The organism is Pseudomonas sp. CGJS7, from assembly GCF_036961695.1.
Window position 1 is genome coordinate 15,591 of record NZ_JBAMDI010000025.1, and the last position, 18,290, is coordinate 33,880.

Annotated in this window: 15 protein-coding genes; 4 read left to right on the top strand and 11 right to left on the bottom strand. The window is 64.6% G+C overall.

Annotation, left to right across the window (positions count from 1 at the left end):
• The first annotated feature begins 20 nt into the window (after positions 1-20).
• The 3 genes from V7787_RS16995 (at position 21) to V7787_RS17005 (ending at position 4,204) form a co-directional block, all read left to right on the top strand.
• Complete coding sequence (locus tag V7787_RS16995) at positions 21-488, top strand: helix-turn-helix domain-containing protein (RefSeq protein WP_064493160.1); 468 nt, start codon at positions 21-23, stop codon at positions 486-488.
• Positions 485-1,060: a PIN domain-containing protein gene (locus V7787_RS17000; protein WP_104886398.1), complete on the top strand. Its 576-nt coding sequence runs from the start codon at positions 485-487 to the stop codon at positions 1,058-1,060. The genes V7787_RS16995 and V7787_RS17000 overlap by 4 nt, the downstream gene beginning before the upstream one ends.
• Positions 1,061-1,273: 213 nt before the next feature.
• Positions 1,274-4,204, top strand: a complete 2,931-nt coding sequence (locus V7787_RS17005) for an aminotransferase (protein ID WP_336088747.1) — start codon at positions 1,274-1,276, stop codon at positions 4,202-4,204.
• A 3-nt stretch (positions 4,205-4,207) separates the two neighbouring features.
• On the opposite strand, the gene V7787_RS17010 is transcribed toward V7787_RS17005, so the two are convergent.
• On the bottom strand, positions 4,208-5,443 hold the full coding sequence (locus V7787_RS17010; RefSeq protein ID WP_336088748.1) for a flavin monoamine oxidase family protein: 1,236 nt from the start codon (positions 5,441-5,443) through the stop codon (positions 4,208-4,210).
• 78 nt (positions 5,444-5,521) lie between these two features.
• On the opposite strand from V7787_RS17010, the gene V7787_RS17015 reads away from it, so the two are divergent.
• Complete coding sequence (locus tag V7787_RS17015) at positions 5,522-6,427, top strand: LysR family transcriptional regulator (protein WP_336088749.1); 906 nt, start codon at positions 5,522-5,524, stop codon at positions 6,425-6,427.
• Between the two features lie 60 nt (positions 6,428-6,487).
• On the opposite strand, the gene V7787_RS17020 is transcribed toward V7787_RS17015, so the two are convergent.
• From V7787_RS17020 to V7787_RS17065, 10 genes are all read right to left on the bottom strand, one after another.
• Entirely contained in the window at positions 6,488-7,183 is a 696-nt protein-coding gene (locus tag V7787_RS17020; protein WP_020190230.1) for a response regulator, read from the bottom strand.
• Entirely contained in the window at positions 7,180-9,834 is a 2,655-nt protein-coding gene (locus V7787_RS17025; protein WP_064493156.1) for a sensor histidine kinase, read from the bottom strand. The genes V7787_RS17020 and V7787_RS17025 overlap by 4 nt, the downstream gene beginning before the upstream one ends.
• Before the next feature lie 149 nt (positions 9,835-9,983).
• Positions 9,984-10,541 carry a potassium-transporting ATPase subunit KdpC gene (gene kdpC / locus V7787_RS17030; protein WP_003251480.1) on the bottom strand — a complete coding sequence of 186 codons (558 nt, stop codon included), beginning with the start codon at positions 10,539-10,541 and terminating at the stop codon, positions 9,984-9,986.
• A gap of 10 nt (positions 10,542-10,551) precedes the next feature.
• On the bottom strand, positions 10,552-12,606 hold the full coding sequence (kdpB, locus tag V7787_RS17035; RefSeq protein WP_064493155.1) for a potassium-transporting ATPase subunit KdpB: 2,055 nt from the start codon (positions 12,604-12,606) through the stop codon (positions 10,552-10,554).
• Between the two features lie 9 nt (positions 12,607-12,615).
• A complete protein-coding gene (gene kdpA, locus V7787_RS17040) occupies positions 12,616-14,310 on the bottom strand; it encodes a potassium-transporting ATPase subunit KdpA (protein ID WP_020192635.1) in 1,695 nt (564 codons plus the stop codon).
• Positions 14,311-14,319: 9 nt separating this feature from the next.
• The gene (kdpF, locus tag V7787_RS17045) at positions 14,320-14,409 is read right to left on the bottom strand and encodes a K(+)-transporting ATPase subunit F (RefSeq protein ID WP_003251485.1); all 90 of its coding nucleotides are present in this window, start codon (positions 14,407-14,409) and stop codon (positions 14,320-14,322) included.
• A 238-nt stretch (positions 14,410-14,647) separates the two neighbouring features.
• Complete coding sequence (locus V7787_RS17050; RefSeq protein WP_019750854.1) at positions 14,648-15,700, bottom strand: AI-2E family transporter; 1,053 nt, start codon at positions 15,698-15,700, stop codon at positions 14,648-14,650.
• Between the two features lie 12 nt (positions 15,701-15,712).
• Positions 15,713-16,507: a DUF4892 domain-containing protein gene (locus V7787_RS17055; protein ID WP_064493147.1), complete on the bottom strand. Its 795-nt coding sequence runs from the start codon at positions 16,505-16,507 to the stop codon at positions 15,713-15,715.
• A 109-nt stretch (positions 16,508-16,616) separates the two neighbouring features.
• On the bottom strand, positions 16,617-17,471 hold the full coding sequence (locus V7787_RS17060; protein WP_336088750.1) for an alpha/beta hydrolase: 855 nt from the start codon (positions 17,469-17,471) through the stop codon (positions 16,617-16,619).
• Positions 17,468-18,256 carry an alpha/beta fold hydrolase gene (locus tag V7787_RS17065; protein WP_029615572.1) on the bottom strand — a complete coding sequence of 263 codons (789 nt, stop codon included), beginning with the start codon at positions 18,254-18,256 and terminating at the stop codon, positions 17,468-17,470. Before V7787_RS17065 ends, V7787_RS17060 begins: the two co-directional genes overlap by 4 nt.
• Between the last annotated feature and the right edge of the window lie 34 nt (positions 18,257-18,290).

Sequence of the window (18,290 nt, forward strand, 5' to 3'; positions counted from 1 at the left end):
ATACCGCTCTGGAGATGCCCATGACCACCGCCAACCTCTCTAGCCATGTGCTTCCTGACGAGAAAGAAATTGCCGTGGCAGTCGAGTCAAGCCGCACGCTGGCAGCGTTCCTCTCGACAAAATCAGATACCCAACGGATCGAACTGCTCAACGAGGAAAATCAGCGCCAGGTTGTTGAAGTACCTACTTTCGCCCTACGCCTATTCGGCGAGATTCTCAGCGAACTGGCCCTGGGTAACTCAGTCAAAGTCGTTCCAATCCACGCCGAACTGACTACCCAGGAAGCAGCAGACCTGCTTAACGTCTCCCGGCCGCACTTGGTAAAGCTGCTCGACGAAGCGGTGATTCCGCACACCAAGACAGGCCGCCATCGTCGTGTCAAATTCTCCGACCTGGTTGCCTACAAGGACAAACGTGATGGGGTGAGCCGCGCTGCGATGGATGCGCTGGCAGCCCAAGCTCAGGAATTGAAGATGGGGTACGAATGAAGCACTCGCCCTTCACGGCCATATACGACGCGAATGTACTTTACCCTGCTCCACTGCGTGATTTCCTGATGAACCTAGCGCTGACGGGCATCTACCGGGCACGTTGGTCAGCGAGCATTCATGACGAGTGGAAGCGCAATCTGCTACTCAACCGGCCTGACCTCACGCCTGAACATTTGGATCGCACGTCATCGCTGATGGATGCTGCGGTGCCTGATGCACTCGTCACTGACTACGATTCACTGGTCGAAGGGCTGGACTTGCCAGATAGGGATGATCGACATGTTCTCGCAGCTGCAATCAAGTGCAACGCTTCGGTTATCGTCACCTTCAATTTGAAGGATTTTCCCAAGGCGGTTCTCGGTGCCTTCGATATTGAACCCTTGCATCCGGACGACTTCATCGCTGACCTTTGGGACCTGGACAAGGCAGCAGTCCTCGAAGCTGCCCAGCGGCAGCGAATATCGCTGAAGAACCCACCGCACAGCGTACAGCAGTATCTCGACAGGCTGCTTCAGCAGAAGCTTCCCGAGACAGTGAAACTGCTTTCGGCATTCAAGTTCCTCCTCTGAGTATGCCCAGCAGACTTTCTTGGGCAGCAAGGGGATCATCCGGGATTGATCAGCCATGCACGTAAAACCAAGCCTATGAAAAGCCCCGCTCGTTACCACGCAAACAGAATCAAGCAGCGGTGATCAATTTTTCTGACAATAATCGTCTTCCATCATCAGCCGAATCGGGCATAAATTCTTCGCCGTCAACTCCCAGTACCCACGGTAGAGCCCATGTCCAGTCCACAACACCAGCCTGCTTCCCCTGCCCTGGCCACCCTGATCCAGCGCTCCGGCCTGCCCAGCCCAACGCTGAGCGAAGCCCAGGCACACGCCGTGCTGCAGGCCCACTATGGCCTTGCCGGCAACCTTTCGGTACTGGGCAGCCAGCAAGACTTGAACTTTCGCGTGGTCACACCGCAGGGTGGCTATGTGCTGAAGGCCTGCCACGGCAGCTACGCCCAGCTGGAGCTTGAAGCCCAGCACGCCGCCCTGGCCTTCCTGCGCGATCAAGGTTTGCCGGTACCCGCCGTGCGCTCAGCCCACAACGGCATGGGGTTGCTGGAACTGGACATCGACGCGCAACCACTGCGCCTGCGCCTGCTCGATTACATCGAAGGCCAACCGCTGACCCGCCTCAAGCACATGGAGCCGCGCCTGATGGCTGAACTGGGCGGGCTCTGTGCAAAGCTGGACAAGGCGCTTGCCCATTTCGATCACCCGGGCCTTGCGCGCACCTTGCAATGGGACCCGCAGCATGCCGGGGCACTGATCGATCACCTGCTACCGGTGCTGCAGGACAGCGGGCAGCGCGCCCGCATCGAACACGCCACGCGACAGGCCAACGAGCGCCTGATGCCGCTGATCGATCAACTGCCCAGTCAGGCCGTGCACCTGGACATCACCAACGACAACACCGTGTGGGCCCGTGATGCCCAGCGTCAGTGGCAACTGCAAGGCGTGATCGATTTCGGCGACCTGCTGCGCACCTGGCGTATCGCCGACCTGTCGGTGACCTGCGCTGCGCTGTTGCACCACGCCGAGGGCGACCCCCTGCGCATCCTGCCAGCCGTGCAGGCCTACCAGGCGCTCAACCCGCTGACCGAGGCCGAACTGCGCGCCCTGTGGCCGCTGGTGCTGAACCGCGCTGCCGTGCTGGTGCTGAGCAGCGAACAACAGCTAACCGTCGACCCGGGCAACCAGTACACCCGCGACAACATTGCCCACGAATGGGAAATTTTCGACACGGCCACCGCCGTGCCTTTCGCCCTGATGGAGGCGGCCATTCTGCAGGCTGCGGGCCTGCAACCCGCGGCGCCGGACTGGAACGACTGTGCCCCCCTGCTCCCCGAGCTGGCCGGGCAGGCTGTCACACGGGTGGACCTGGGAGTACTCAGCAAACACTTCGAGGCCGGCAACTGGGAGCAACCCGGTTACGACCAGCATCTGCTGACTTCGCAAGCCGCCCCGGCCTGCAGCCTGCACGGGCAGTATCGCCTGTCGCAAACCCATATCGATCGCCCCGAGGAGCCCGCCACCTGCGCCCTTTTCGTCGAGCTGCATGTGCCCAACGGCAGCCCGGTGCAAGCGCCGGCAGCCGGCACCTGGCAGCACAGCGGCGACGGCCGGGGCTGCCTGCGCACCCCGCATTGGGCTTTGTGGCTGCAAGGCCTGGAAGACGCACCGGCAGACGGCCAGGCCGTGGAAAAAGGCCAGTCCCTGGGCAGCAGCTGCGGCTTCCTTAGCGTGCAGGTATGCCTCGACAATGGCAGCCAGCCGCCGCGCTTCGCCACGCCGTCACAAGCCGCCGCCTGGCTGGCCCTGTGCCCGTCACCAGCCGCACTGCTGGGCTTCGATTGCGATGCCGAGCCGCTACCTGATCCGCAAGCCCTGCTGGCCCGCCGCGATGCCAGCTTCGCCCGCTCGCAGAAGCACTACTACGCGCAACCGCCGCACATTGAGCGTGGCTGGCGCAACTACCTGATCGACATGCAGGGCCGTTCCTACCTGGACATGCTCAACAACGTCGCAGTGCTGGGCCATGGCCATCCACGCATGGTTGCCGAGTCGGCGCGGCAGTGGTCGCTGCTGAACACCAACTCGCGCTTCCATTACGCAGCAATCACCGAATTCTCCGAGCGCCTGCTGGACCTGGCCCCCGAAGGTTTCGACCGGGTGTTCATGGTCAACAGCGGCACCGAGGCCAACGACCTGGCGATTCGCCTGGCCTGGGCCTACAGTGGCGGGCGCGATCTGCTCAGTGTGCTGGAGGCCTACCACGGCTGGTCGGTGGCCACCGATGCCATCTCCACGTCGATCGCCGACAACCCGCAAGCCCTGGAAACCCGCCCGGACTGGGTTCACCCGGTCGAAGCACCGAACACCTTCCGCGGCCGCTTCCGCGGGGCCGACAGCGCCGCCGACTACCTGCAAGACGTCGACGCCAAGCTGGCTGACCTCGACGCCCGTGGCCGTCAGCTGGCGGGCATCATCTGCGAACCGGTGTACGGCAATGCCGGCGGTATCTCGCTGCCCGCAGGCTACCTGCGCGCAGCCTATGCCAAGGTCCGCGCCCGCGGCGGAGTGTGCATCGCCGACGAAGTGCAGGTGGGCTATGGCCGCCTGGGCGAGTACTTCTGGGGCTTCGAGGAACAGGGCGTGGTGCCGGACATCATTACCATGGCCAAGGGCATGGGTAACGGCCAGCCGCTGGGCGTGGTCATCACCCGTCGCGAAATCGCCGAGGCGCTGGAGGCCGAGGGCTACTTCTTCTCCTCGGCCGGTGGCAGCCCGGTCAGTTGCCGCATCGGCATGGCGGTGCTGGATGTCATGCAGGAGGAAGGCCTGTGGGACAACGCCCGTGACACCGGGCGCTACTTCAAGGCACGCCTGCAGGCGCTGGTCGACAAGCACCCGCTGGCCGGCGCGGCACATGGCTCGGGCTTCTACCTGGGGCTGGAACTGGTGCGCGACCGCACCACCCTGGAGCCGGCCACCGAAGAAACCATGATGCTGTGCGATCGCCTGCGTGACCTGGGCATCTTCATGCAGCCGACCGGCGACTACCTGAACATCCTCAAGATCAAGCCGCCGATGTGCACCAGCCGTGCGAGCGTGGACTACTTTGTCGACAGCATTGACCGGGTGCTGGGCGAAGGCCTGTAAGTGTCAAGGCGTGGGCCCGACGGCTGCGGCCCACGCCTGTAATGCCTCACACGCGGCCATGGCCACCTGTTCATCGGTGCGCCCGGTGAACTGCCGCTCGATCGCATCGGCGGCGATCAGCCCGGCAATGGTGGGCTTGCCGACAGCATCGGTCAGGTCCAGCCATTCCCCCCAACTGGCGGGTACGTCGTACCAGCGCAGGTAGCCTGAGGGTGAACACGGCCACCATCGCTCATCGAACTGCAGAATCACTTTCTCCAGCTTGCCCATCCCCAGATGCGCCAACGCTCCCTGCTGTGTTTCAGGTAACGCAGGGGTAAAGTGCAACGTTTTCAGAACCCCCACCGGGACTGTGCAAATGCAGAAGTCGCACACGTCTTCATTCACCATGACGCGCGCGCTCGACCAGTCGATGTGGGTGACAGGACTGTTCAGGCGGATATCCAGGTGCTTCGACAGCAAGCCGACAAGCTCGCTGTAGCCGCCTGGCAGCATACGATCACCATGCCCGACCCCCTCTTCATCCAAGGCACAGACCGACAGTTGCTCGACGGGCAAACACGCTTCCAGTACCAGGTTGGCGTCGATGGCGAACTGCGTGGCACGCGCGAGCGCAGGGTCGAGTGTGGCCATGTAGCCATCGATCGCGTCAGACAGCGGTTGTTGCCGATCAAGACGCCTGGTCAAGGCATCCCAGGCGGCGTCGATATCCAGCACCGCCCCGCCGCGTGCTGCTGCAAGCGGGCAACTGAAATCGGTCTCGACGCAAGCCAAGCCATGTTGAAGTGCAACAGCGGCCAATGGGTTCTCGGCAAAATGCTGAAGCCATGCCGCACCTTCATCTGCTTTCACGCCGCCCAACTCGACAGTGTGCGTGCGCCCACCCGTTCGCCCACGCGCCTCCAGCACAGTGCAATCGACACCCCTTTCCCGCAAGCGTTGAGCGGCAGCCAAGCCTGCACACCCCGCACCGATCACGATCACCTTGCTCGCACCGGCACTCACGGCTGCCTCGGCGGCACGCAGCCCATCATTCCACGCACCATGAGTCATTGCCGGAGCGCTGGCATTACAAGCTTCTCCAGCGATGACCAAGCGCCCATGCAGCACTTGGCCCAGGGCGCTTCGATGCAACGGCGATCCGCCAGCCAGCAAGGCACTGTAGGCACCGAGGCTGAACGGGTCGCTACTCCAGTGGGTGACATGCCACGCGGTTGGTCTGTGCACGCTTTTCTCCATTGAGGGGACTGTCCTGCAGGTGCATTAATGTTCATAATTTTTAGCAATAAAAGATGATCATCATCAGGTTTACTGACAATGGCCTTTACCAGCGACTCCCTGGCGATTTTCCTCGCGGTGCTCGATGCCGGCTCGTTCTCCGCCGCCGCCCGCAAGCTGGGCCGTGTGCCTTCAGCCGTGAGCATGGCAATCGCCCAGCTGGAAGCGGAACTGGACCTGCCCCTGTTCGACCGGGCCACGCGCAAAGCCTTGCCCACCAACGCCGCCTTGGCGCTGGAGCCCCAGGCCAGGCAGGTCATCTGCCAACTCAACCTGCTGGATGCCCAGGCCCTGCAATTGCACAAAGGCCTGGAAAAGCGCCTGACCATCGCCATGGCGCCCGAGTTGCAGACCGGCCGCTGGAGCCAGCCGCTGGAAATCCTCGCCCAGGCATTTCCCAGCCTGGAAGTCGAGGTACGTTCGGCCACCCAGACCGAAGCCATTCGCCTGCTGCATGACGGCAGTGTGCAATTGGCCCTGGTGTTCGAACGGCCCGGCATCGATGAGCGCGAGTCATTCCTCGAGGCCGGCAGCCAACTGCTGGTGGCCGTTGCCTCACCGCGCCATCCAGCCGGGCAGAACAGCGGTTCGCCATTGCCTGAAGAGGCCTTTGCCGAACAACGGCAGATCATCGTGGCTTCGGGCAAGGCTACCGGATCGGACCCGCGCATGGTGCTGTCCCGGCGCATCTGGCTGACCGACAGCTACCTCGCCACGCTGGACCTGGTGCAGTCCGGGCTGGGCTGGGCCTACCTGCCGCAGCCATTGGTCGAACCGCTGATTGCCTCGGGCGCACTGGCCGAGGTGCGCTTCGACAACATGGCCAACCGCCTGCGCTTGTGGGTAGACATCATCTGGATCAAGTCGCGCCCGTTGGGCCTGGGCACGCGACGCTACCTGGAAGTCATGCGCCAGCTGTTCGAGAAGGAGCCACCCAGGGCCTGACTCCCTTGCGCGCGTCCAGGCCCTGCAGGCGTTCGCCCAGCCCTTTGGGCTGTGTGCGGGTTATGCTGTCGGGGCCACCAACCTGTAGCCAACCCCCGCCTCGGTAATGATGAACCGCGGCGCCGTGGGGTCATCGCCCAGCTTCTGTCGCAGATGCCCGACCACGATGCGCAGGTAGTGGGTATCCTCCGCATGGGTCGGCCCCCAGATATCCTTGAGCAACTGCTGCTGGGTAATCACCCGCCCGGGGTGCCCGGCCAATATCGCCAGCAAAGCATACTCCTTGCGTGTCAATGCCACCTCCACACCGTCGAGCGTCACCCGGCGGAAGGCAAAATCCACCGTCAGCGGACCAAAGCTGGCTGCCACTTCCGAGCCGCCGGCTTGTGGCACCTGACGCAGCAACGCCCGCACGCGCGCGAGAAACTCCTGAATACCGAACGGCTTGGTCACATAGTCATTGGCACCACCATCCAGCGCATCGACCTTCTGCACTTCACTGGCACGCACCGACAACACCATCACCGGCACTGCACTCCATTCGCGCAACTCACGCAGCACCTGCTGGCCGTCCATGTCCGGCAGCCCCAGGTCGAGCACCACCAGGTCCGGCTTGCCCAGTGCCGCCTGGGCCAACCCTTCGGCACCGGTGGCGGCCTCCAGCACCTTGTAGCCTTGCGAGGCCAGGCTGATACGCAGGAACTTGCGGATCTGCGGTTCATCGTCGATGACCAACAGGGTAACGGACTGGCTCATGGGGTTTCGCTTTCGGCTTCAGGTTGAGGAGGCAGCGGCAAGCATAGAGTGATGCTGGTGCCTTGGCCATCAATGCCTTCGCCCACCAGAATCTGCCCGCCATGAGCACCGATCATGCCCTGGCAGATAGCCAGGCCCAGCCCGGTACCCTGCCCGCCGCGGTCGCCACGGGCGGCGGTGTAGAACATGTCGAAGATTTTCTCGCGGTCGGCTTCGGGAATGCCGGGGCCCTGGTCGCTGACGGTCAAGCGCAGCTGGTCGTCATGCACCGCCACCTGAAGCTCAAGCCGACCATTGGCCGGCGAAAAGCGTGCGGCGTTTTCCAGCACGTTGACCAGTGCCTGCTCGATCAACGCCGCATGCACGAACAGCAATGGCAGCTCGGCCGGCACGTCCGTGTGCACACGCAGCGGCGCCAGCACCACCCGCAGGCGGTTGAGCGCACTGCCGACGATATCCGCCGGGGCCACCCAGTCGCGGGCCAGCTTGAGGCCGCCATGGCCCAGGCGGGTCATGTCCAGCAGGTTCTGGATGTAGCGATCGAGGCGTTCGGCCTCGTTGCGGGTGCCCTCCAGCAGCTCGCGGCGGTCTTCAGCCGGGATCGCATCGCCCAAAGCCAGCAGGCTGTCGATGCTGCCACGCATGGCGGTCAACGGCGTGCGCAAGTCATGGGATACGGAAGCCAGCAGGGCGCTGCGCAGTTGCTCGGTTTCGCCGTGCAGGCGTGCGGCTTCCAGCTGTTCGGCCAGGCGTGCGCGGGCCAGGGCCTGGGCCAGGGGCTGGCCTAGGGCGGTGAGCAGGCGCCGGCGTGGGTCGCTGAGCGGCTGCCCGTTGCGCGGGCGCACACCCAGCAGCGCCAGCGGCTGATCGTCCACCGCCAATGGCCACCACCACCAGCGGCCATTAGGCAGGGTATCGCTGCCGTGGCCGGCGGCCTGCCCGTGCTGCCAGGCCCAATCGGCAGCAGCCCGTTCGGTGTCGCTGAAGGTGCAGGCTTCCCCGCTGGCCACTTGCAACTGGCCTTCGGCGTTGCGCTCCAGCAAGCACACCTGGGCGTCCTGCCAGCCGTCCAGGTGCTGGCCGGCAGCCTTGAATATGGCTTGGCGGTCGGTGGCTACCGTCAACCGGCGAGACAGGTCGAGCAACTGGCTGGTCTGCGCCTGGGTCTCGCGCAGCGCCTGCAACTGGCGACGCTGGCGCGCGGCCAGGTTGCCGGTGAGCGCAGCCATCAACAGAAAGAACACCAGTGTCAGCACGTCTTCTTCGCGCTGGATGGTGAACGAGAAGTTGGGCGGTATGAACAGAAAGTCATAGACCAGGAACGACAGCGCAGCGCAAGCCAGCGCAGGTCCCAGGCTACTGCGCACCGCGACCAGCAACACCGCCGCCAGGAACACCAGCGAGATATTGGGCAACGCGAGCACACTGGACACCGCCCAGGCCAGACCCGCAGCCATCACGGTGGCCAGCAGCGCCAGCAGGTAATGACGCCACACCCACACCCGCCGCACGGCTGAACGCGGCGCTGGCGGCTGCACGTCGCGGTCCAGCACGTTGATTTCCAGGCCACGGCTTTCGCGCAGCAGCCGCGCCGCCACACCAGCGCCGAACAAACGCCGACGCAGGCGGTTGCGGGACTGCCCGACCAGCACCAGGCTGGCCCGCCGCTCGACAGCATGCTGGATCAGCGTACGGGCCACTTCGCCAGCACGCAGCAGCACCACCTCCCCGCCCAGTCGCTCGGCCAGTTGCTGCGCGGCTTGCAAACGATGCCGTGCGGTTTCGTCACGCAGGCGGCCGTTGTCCACATGCACCAGGCTCCAGGGCAGGTGGCGGCGCTGGGCCACGCGGCTGGCATGGCGCACCAGGCGTTCGGCCTGGTCGTCACCGTCTATGCCCACCAGCAACCGGCCGCGCAAGGCCGGCGCCTCCTGGCCGCGCTGACGATAGCCGTGGGCCAGGTCGGCATCGACCTGAGCAGCGGCGGTCTGCATGGCCAGCTCGCGCAGGGCGGTGAGGTTGGTTTGCGAAAAATACGCATCGATGGCCGCCCGAGCCTGCTCGGGCACGTACACCTTGCCTTCACGCAGGCGTTCGAGCAGCTCTCGCGGAGGCAGGTCGATCAGCACCAGCTCGAACGCTTCCTGCAGCACCCAGTCCGGCAGGGTCTCGCGCACTTGCACGCCGGTGATATCGCGGACCTTGTCGTTGAGGCTTTCCAGGTGCTGGACGTTGACCGTGGTGTACACGTCGATGCCTGCGGCCAAGAGTTCTTGCACGTCCTGCCAGCGTTTGGCGTGGCGGCTGCCGGGGGCGTTCGTGTGGGCCAGTTCGTCCACCAGGGCCAAGGCCGGCGCGGCACGCAGCAGGCCGTCAAGGTCCATTTCCTCGAGGGTGACGCCACGGTACTGGCTACGCAACAAGGGCTGCTGATGCAGCCCTCCGAGCAACGCTTCGGTTTCGGCGCGGCCATGGGTTTCGACCACCCCGGCCAACACCTGCACGCCCTGGCGTTGCTGGGCGTGTGCGGCCTGGAGCATCGCGAAGGTCTTGCCGACGCCGGGGGCAGCGCCAAGGAACACCTTCAGCCGGCCCCGGCCGGTGCGTGGGAGGTTGGCCAACAGCGCATCGGCGCGGGCGGAGTCACTCATGTTTCATCCTTTGCTTTTTCCAGCAGTCGGCCACTTCAGGGAAAGCCCCCTTAACGTGTAGGAGCGGGTTTACCCGCGAATACGTCAGTGGCACCACCACCGCATTCGCGGGTGAACCCGCTCCTACAGGCTTCCTGCCAGCGCTTCGATTACCTGACAATGGCGAGCTTTTCCAAGGCCTGGTTCAACGCCAGCACGTTGACCACCGGCGGGCCGATCAATGGATGGAGGGTGGCCTGTTCCAGCAAGGCTTGCAAGCGCTCGACCGGCAGCTGCCGTGCCGCCGCCACCCGCGGGATCTGATAGGCCAAGGCCTCCGGTGGCAAGTGCGGGTCCAGGCCGCTGCCCGAGGTGGTCAGCAGCGCCTGCGGCACTGGCCCCTGCTGCGCCTGATACAACGTGGCCGCATCGCCCTTTACCCGCTCAGCCAGCGCCGGGTTGCTCGGCGACAGGTTGCTGGCGCCGCTGGCCACAGTCGCGTAGGCACCTGCCGAGGGCCGCGAGTGGAACCAGCCATCGCCCTGGAAGTCCTGGGCGATCAATGCCGAACCCCGCACCTGGCCTTGCGCATCGCGTACCAGGCTACCGTTGGCCTGGTTCGGGAAAGCGACTTGGGCAATACCGGTCACCGCCAGCGGATACAGGGCGCCCGTCACCAGGGTCATCAACAAAGCCAGGCTCAATGCCGGGCGTAGATAAGCAGTCATGGCGGCCTCCTCAGACCAGGTTCAGGGCGTTGAGCAGCAGGTCGATCAGCTTGATCCCGGCAAACGGCACCACAATGCCACCCAGCCCGTAGATCAGCAGGTTGCGCCGCAACAGGTGCGCCGCACTGGCCGCCTGCACGCGCACCCCACGCAGCGCCAGCGGGATCAGCACGATGATGATCAGCGCGTTGAACACGATCGCCGACAGGATCGCGCTCTGCGGGCTGGCCAGTTGCATCAGGTTGAGCACACCCAGTTGCGGGTAGATGGCAGCGAACAGCGCCGGCAGGATGGCGAAGTATTTGGCCACGTCGTTGGCAATGGAGAACGTTGTCAACGCACCGCGAGTGACCAGCAGCTCCTTGCCGACCTGGACTACGTCCAGCAGCTTGGTCGGGTCGCTGTCCAGGTCGACCATGTTGGCGGCCTCCCGCGCAGCCTGAGTGCCGTCGTTCATGGCCATGCCTACGTCAGCCTGGGCCAGTGCCGGGGCGTCGTTGGCACCGTCGCCACACATGGCAACCAGGCGGCCTTCATTCTGCTCCTGGCGAATGCGCGCCAGCTTCTTCTCGGGCGTGGCCTCGGCCAGCACGTCATCGACCCCCGCTTCGGCGGCGATGGCGGCCGCAGTCAACGGGTTGTCGCCGGTTACCATCACCGTGCGAATGCCCAGCTTGCGCAGCTCGGCGAAGCGCTCGCGGATACCAGGCTTGACCACGTCCTTGAGGTGGATCACGCCAAGCAAACGCTTGTCGACGCACACCAGCAACGGTGTGCCGCCACTCTGCGCGATGCGTTCGACTTCACGGGCCAGCGCCGCCGGCATTTCCAGGCGTTGCATACCGACGAATGCCAGCACCGCATCGACGGCGCCCTTGCGGTAGCGGTGCTGCTCGAAGTCGATGCCCGACAGGCGTGTCTCGGCACTGAAAGCCACCGCTTCGAACTGCCCGGCAGGCGGGTCGACGAAGTCGTGCAACTGGCGCAGGTATTCGACAATCGACTTGCCTTCGGCGGTGTCGTCGGCCAGCGAGGCCAGCAAGGCGCCCTCCCCCAGTTCCTTGGCGGTAATGCCAGGTGCAGCATGCAGTGCGCTGCAGCGGCGGTTACCGAAGGTGATGGTGCCGGTCTTGTCGAGCATCAGCGTATGCACGTCCCCGGCCGCCTCGACGGCGCGGCCCGAGCGGGCAATGACATTCAGCCGTACCAGTCTGTCCATGCCGGCGATACCGATGGCCGACAGCAGGCCGCCGATGGTGGTCGGGATCAGCGTCACCAGCAGCGCGGCCAGGAAGATCAGCGGCAGGCTGCCACCCACGAAGTGGGCGAACGGCTGCAAGGTCACCACCACGATCAGGAAAATCAGGGTCAGGCCGATCAGCAGGATGTCGAGAGCGATTTCGTTCGGGGTCTTCTGCCGCTTGGCACCCTCGACCAGGGCGATCATCCGGTCCAGGGTCGACTCGCCCGGGTTGCTGGTGATGCGGACAAGCAGCCAGTCGGAGACCAGCCGCGTATTGCCGGTCACCGCCGAGCGGTCGCCACCTGATTCGCGTATTACCGGTGCGGATTCGCCGGTAATGGCGGCCTCGTTGACGGCCGCGATGCCTTCAATCACCTCACCGTCGCCGGGGATCACTTCGCCGGCGACCACGCGTACCACGTCGTCCTTGCGCAGCGCACTTGCAGCCACCGTCTCGTAGCTGCCATCACGCAGACGACGCTGGGCGGTCAGGCCCTGGCTGCCGGCCTTGAGGCTGTCGGCGCGGGCCTTGCCACGGCCTTCGGCCAACGCCTCGGCGAAGTTGGCGAACAACACGGTGAACCACAGCCACAGGGCAATCTGCACCGCAACACCGGTGCTCACGCCGCCGCCGGGGGCAAAACACAGCACGGTGGTCAGCACCGCGGTCAGGGCCACCACCAGCATTACCGGGGAGCGCTTGAGCTGACGCGGGTCGAGCTTGACGAACGCCTGCACCAGCGCCGGGCGCCACAGCGCGGCGAAGCGGGTCTGGTCCTTGGCACTGTGCCGGCTATTCACTTCAGGAATGGGCATGTTCATGATCGGTCCTCAAAAACCCAGGCTAAGGTGTTCGGCGATTGGCCCAAGGGCCAGGGTCGGCAGGAAGGTCAGCCCACCGACCAGCAGGATGGTCACCAGCAGCAGGCCGGTGAACAGCGGGCCGTGAGTCGGGAAGCTGTTCTGCCCCAGCGGCGCGCTTTTTTTCGCCGCCAGGCTGCCGGCCAACGCCAGTATCGGCAGGATGTAGCCGAAGCGGCCGATGAGCATGGCCAGGCCGATCATCAGGTTGTGATACACGGTGTTGGCGCCAAACCCGGCAAAGGCCGAGCCGTTGTTGGCCGAGCCCGAGGTATAGGCGTACAGCAACTGGCTGAAACCATGCGCCCCCGGGTTGGTGACCGCCCCGGCCGGGCCGGGCAGGCTGGCGGCGATGGCGCCAAGTACCAGCACGCCGACCGGCATCACCAGCAGGGTTGCCACCAGAAGCTGCACTTCACGGGCCTGCAGTTTCTTGCCCAGGTATTCCGGGGTACGGCCAATCATCAGCCCGGCCAGGAACACCGCGATAAGGACGAACAGCAGCATGCCGTAGAGGCCCGCACCGACGCCGCCGAATATCACCTCGCCGACCATCATGTTGACCATCGCCACCATACCGGTCAGCGGGTTCAGGCTGTCGTGCATGGCATTGACCGAACCGTTGGAGGCGGCGGTGGTGGTGACCGCCCACAGCACCGAACCGGTGGTGCCGAAGCGGCTTTCCTTGCCCTCCAGGGGGGCGGTCTGCTGCACCTGCGTGCTTTCCAGGGCCGGGTTCGGCTGGTACTCGGACCACAGCGCCGTGCTGCCACCGATCAGGAACAGGGCAAGCATGCAGGCGAGGATGGCGCGGCTCTGACGCAGGTCCTTCACGTAGTGACCGAAGGTGAACACCAATGCCACCGGAATGAGGATGATCGATGCCACCTCGAACAGGTTGCTCCAGGCCGTTGGGTTTTCGAACGGGTGCGCCGAGTTGACGCCGAAGAAGCCACCGCCATTGGTACCCAGCTGCTTGATGGCGATCTGGCTAGCGGCCGGCCCCAGCGGAATGGTCTGGTCGGCACCTTGCAAGGTCAGCGCGTGGGCGTAGTCGGCAAAGGTCTGCGGTACGCCCTGCCATACCAGCAGCAGCGCCAGCAGCAAGCACAGCGGCAGCAGGCCGTAGAGGGTGGCACGGGTCATGTCGACCCAGAAGTTGCCCAGCGTCGTCGCGCTGCGCCGGGCGATACCGCGGCACAGGACAACCAGTACGGCCAGGCCGGTGGCAGGGCTGACAAAGTTCTGCACGGTCAGGCCAAGCATCTGGCTCAGGTAGCTGACCGACGCCTCACCGCTGTAGGCCTGCCAGTTGGTGTTGGTAACGAAACTGACGGCGGTGTTGAACGCCAGTGACCATTCCTGGCCAGGCAGGTTCTGAGGGTTGAGTGGCAGGTAGCCCTGCAACAGCAGCACGGCGAACAGCAGCAGGAAGCCGACCAGGTTGAACGCCAACAGGGCCAGGGTGTATTGCCGCCAGTTCTGCTCCTGGCTGGCGTTCACACCCGCCAGCCGGTAACAGCCCTGCTCGACCGGCCCCAGCACAGGGGTCAGCCAGGTACGCTGGCCTTCCATGACCTTGTAGTAGAACCGCCCGAGCCAGGGTGCCGGTAGCAGCACGATGACAAAGAATGCCAAGAGCAAGGCGAAATCGTAACTGTGCATGGCCGCTCCCTAGCTGCGATCGGCGCGCAGCAGCGCCACCAGCAGATAAAACGCCAATGCCACTGCCAGCAGCAGTGACAGCCCGTCGAGCATGTTCATGTGTGGATCTCCCCGTGTTACGGCTTGGGCCGCTTTGGGGAAATTGTCCGAGGGAGAGGCGTAAAGGGGCGAGATCGGGGGGTGGGGGTGGGTATAAAGAATGCGTAAAAATCAGCGTGGTGGTCTGCCTGTAACGGCCCTTTCGCGGGCTTGCCCGCTCCCACAGGTATCACACAGGCCTTGAAGGCTGTGCAGTACCTGTGGGAGCGGGCAAGCCCGCGAAAGGGCCGTTACAGGCTTATTGTTGTGGCGGCTGCTGTGCCGCGTTACGGCTCCAGTCCAGTAGCAGGCTGTAGCCTACCGCCAGCAAGGTCGGCCCGATGAACAGGCCAATGAAGCCAAAGGCAAGCAAGCCGCCGAACACGCCCAGCAGCACGATCACCAGCGGCAGGTTGCCGCCACGGCTGATCAGGTACGGTTTGAGCACGTTGTCCACGCCGCTGATGACGAACGTGCCCCACACACCCAGGAACACCGCCATGCCGTATTCGCCCTTCCACACCAGCCAAGCGGTGGCCGGGATCCAGGCCAGTGGCGGCCCCATGGGGATCAGGCTGAGCATGAAAGTCACCAACCCCAGCACGATCGCCCCGGGCACCCCGGCGATCAGGAAGCCGATCAGTGCCAGCAGGGCCTGCGCGGCCGCCGTGCCGATCACCCCGTTGACCACCCGCTGCACGGTAGCGGCTACCAGGTCCAGGTAATACTCGGCGCGCTCGCCCACCAGCCGGTGCAGCAAGCGCAGCACGAATGCCGCCAAGCGTGGCCCGTCGCGGTAGAAGAAGAACACGAACACCAGGCTCAGGGTCAGTTCCAGCACGCCGCTGCCGATCTGCGCGCTGCGCGCCAGCAACCAGTTGCCCACCTGCCCAAAGTAAGGCTTGATCGAGGTAAGCAAGGCTGCGCCTTGCTGGTCCAGCGATTGCCAACCGTTGACCAGACGCTCGCCAACGAAAGGAATGCCACCCAGCCAGGCCGGTGCATCGGGCAGGCCGTCTACCTGCACGTCACGCACGAACGCCGTAGCGTCGCGAATGTGATCGGCCAGGTTGAACCCCAGCCACACCAACGGCAGTGCCACGATCAGGATCCAGGCCATGGTCAGCAGGCCGGCGGCCAGCGTCTCGCGACCGCCCAGCAGGCGCGTAAGAAAGCGCATCAACGGCCAGCTGGCAAAGGCCAGGATGGCCCCCCACAGCAATGCCGATATGAAGGGTGCCATCACCCACAGGCCGGCCCCCAGCAATGCCACCAGCAGAATCTGGACCAGCAGGCGATCATTGTTAACCATGAGGGTGCTCGTTCAAGGGATCAGTTCAAGGTGCAGGCCGTCTGTAGGCGCACTGCCGACTTCAAGACGGCGATTGCGCACCCCGGCCTTGACCAGCGCCTCGCGCCAGGCCTCAGCCTGGGCGCCACTGAGGCTGACGCGCAAGGTGCTGTCAAGGTTCAGGCTGCGGGCCAGCAGGTTTACCCAGGCGTCTTGCGGTGCAGCAAGGTCAGGGTAGTCGAGCTTGCCGGTGTCACGCATTTCGCGCAGCATCGTAGCGGCGGTTGGCAGCAGCTCGCCCAGCGGGCTGCCTGAGATGAACTCTTCCACATGCAGATAGGCACGACGGTTGCCACGGGTAACGCTGTACAGCGCGACCAGGGTGTCGGCCTCGTCTGCCGAGCGGCGCAGCAGGATGAACGCCTGCTGCTCGTCGCCTCCGTTGAGGCGGGCATTGGCGAACACATCATTGGCCCAAAGGCTGGCCTCACCGCAATCACGCCCCTGACACCAGAACAACGGGTAGCCACCCTCGCGTACAAGTGCTTCGCGGGCACTGGTGAAGGCCTCGCGTGCAGTCCGCTCGACGGGCAATTCGTAGGTCACCGAGCTGACCTGACCGCGGCTCTCGACTTTGTCATCGACCCGCAGGCGGCCACTGATCTTGCGTAGCGGGCCCATCGGGTAGACCCGCTCCTGCTCCGTCGCCGGGCGTTGATCGACCACCTTGGCGTCCTGCGGGACCGGCAGGCTGCCGGCCCACGACACGGGGGTGGCGAGCACCAGGCAGGCAGCCAAGGCAGTGCGAATGGAAACAGGCACGCTCATTGGCGAACCAGGCGGCGCTCAGCGCCGAATTGAAGCTCCAGGATGTCTGGCAGTTGCATGGTTGTCTCCCTGTTCAACCCGCCAAGCCTCGACACTTGTCCGGTGCAAGTCAAGCAAAGCCAAAGAAGCGATTGATACAGTCTGCAACAAGGGCTGCGCCCTGCGCATCGTTCAGGTGCAGGTGATGGCCGCCGGGCAGCGTCACCTGTTCAAAGGGTAGCTGCTCCAGCAACCCGGTGTGGCGCGCCAGCATGCCGTCGGCGGCCACCACCAACAGCGCCGGGCAACTCACCCGCCGCACATAGGCCATGGCCTGGGCCTCGCTCAGGCGCACCGGCGAGGGCAGGGTCAGCCGGCTGTCGCTGCGCCAGCTATAGCCACCGGGCACTGGCATCAGGCCACGCTGGGCCAGCAGCTCGGCCGCTTCACGGCTGACCGCGACCATGCCTTTAATCCGGGCTTGCACCCCTGCTTCCAATGTCGCATACACCGACTTGCGTTTGCCATCCAGCCGCAACTGGGCTTGCAGCGCCATCCCCAAACGCTCGCCTGCATCCTGCTCGGCGCCGGTCGGCGGGATGACGCCGTCGATGAGCGCCAGGTGACTGACCCGATCGGGCAATGCACCGGCCAGTTGCACCGAAATGATCGCGCCCAGCGAATGCCCCAACAGGGCGAAACGCGGCCAACCCAGTTGCTCGGCCACGCGCAGCACGTCATGGGCATAGTCGGCCAGGGCATACCCGGCGCCGAGCGGGCGGTGCTCCGAATAGCCATGGCCAGCCAGGTCCAGGGCGACGAGGCGTAGACCTTTCAGCTGCGGTGCCAGGCGGGCAAAGCTGTTGGCGTTGTCCAGCCAGCCATGCAGGGCAATCACCGGCAGCCCGTCTTCGGGGCCGAACAGGTGTGCAGCCAGTTCGATATGGCCAAGGCTCAGACGAATTTCCTCAACGTGTGCGCTCATGCCTGGCTCCAGCGGTCGAACAGGCCCTTGATCAGGCTGGCAGTGTCGGCCGGGCGCTCCAGCGGGAACATGTGCCCACCCGGTACACTGTGGTATTCACCTTTGGGCATACTGCGCACAGCCAAGGTGTGGTGGCGACGAATGACGTTGCTGCGGTTGCCGCGCACCATGGCCAGCGGCACCTGCAACTGGCGCGCGGGGGCGGGGCTGGTATGCGGGATGCTGCGGTAGATGCTGATTTCAGTAGCAGGGTCGAAGCGCAACTGTAGCCCTTGCCCCACCACCTGCAGGCCATGTTCCACATAAGCGTCGAGGCAATCGGGATCGAAATGGCGGAACAGTGATTTGCCAGCGAAATAGTCCCGGGCGCTGTCGCGGTCATTGAACGTTTCGCGACGCCCCAGGGTGCGCCCGGCCGGTGTGATGCGGTCGATGAAACCAAAGCGCTTGGCTGTGCGCAGCAGCCATTGATCAGCGCGGGTGAGCACCGGAGAGTCGAGCATCACCAGCCCCCGGTAGTACTCGGGGCAGCGCAATGCCGCGTGCAGGTGCAACACGCCACCCAGCGAATGGCCAACGCCCCAGACCGGCTGGTCCTGCTGCGCCAGGTGATGCAACAATTCATCGACCAGGCTTTGCCAGTTTTCGTCCACGGGAAAGCGCGGGTCATGCGCATGCTGGGCCAGGTGCTGCACCTGATAGTCCGGCGCCAGCGCGGCAAACAGCTTGCCGTAGGTGGCCGATGGGAAACCGTTGGCATGGGCGAAGAAGATCTGCTGCGACATGGCGCCTGGTCCGGACCGGAATGATGGCCCATTG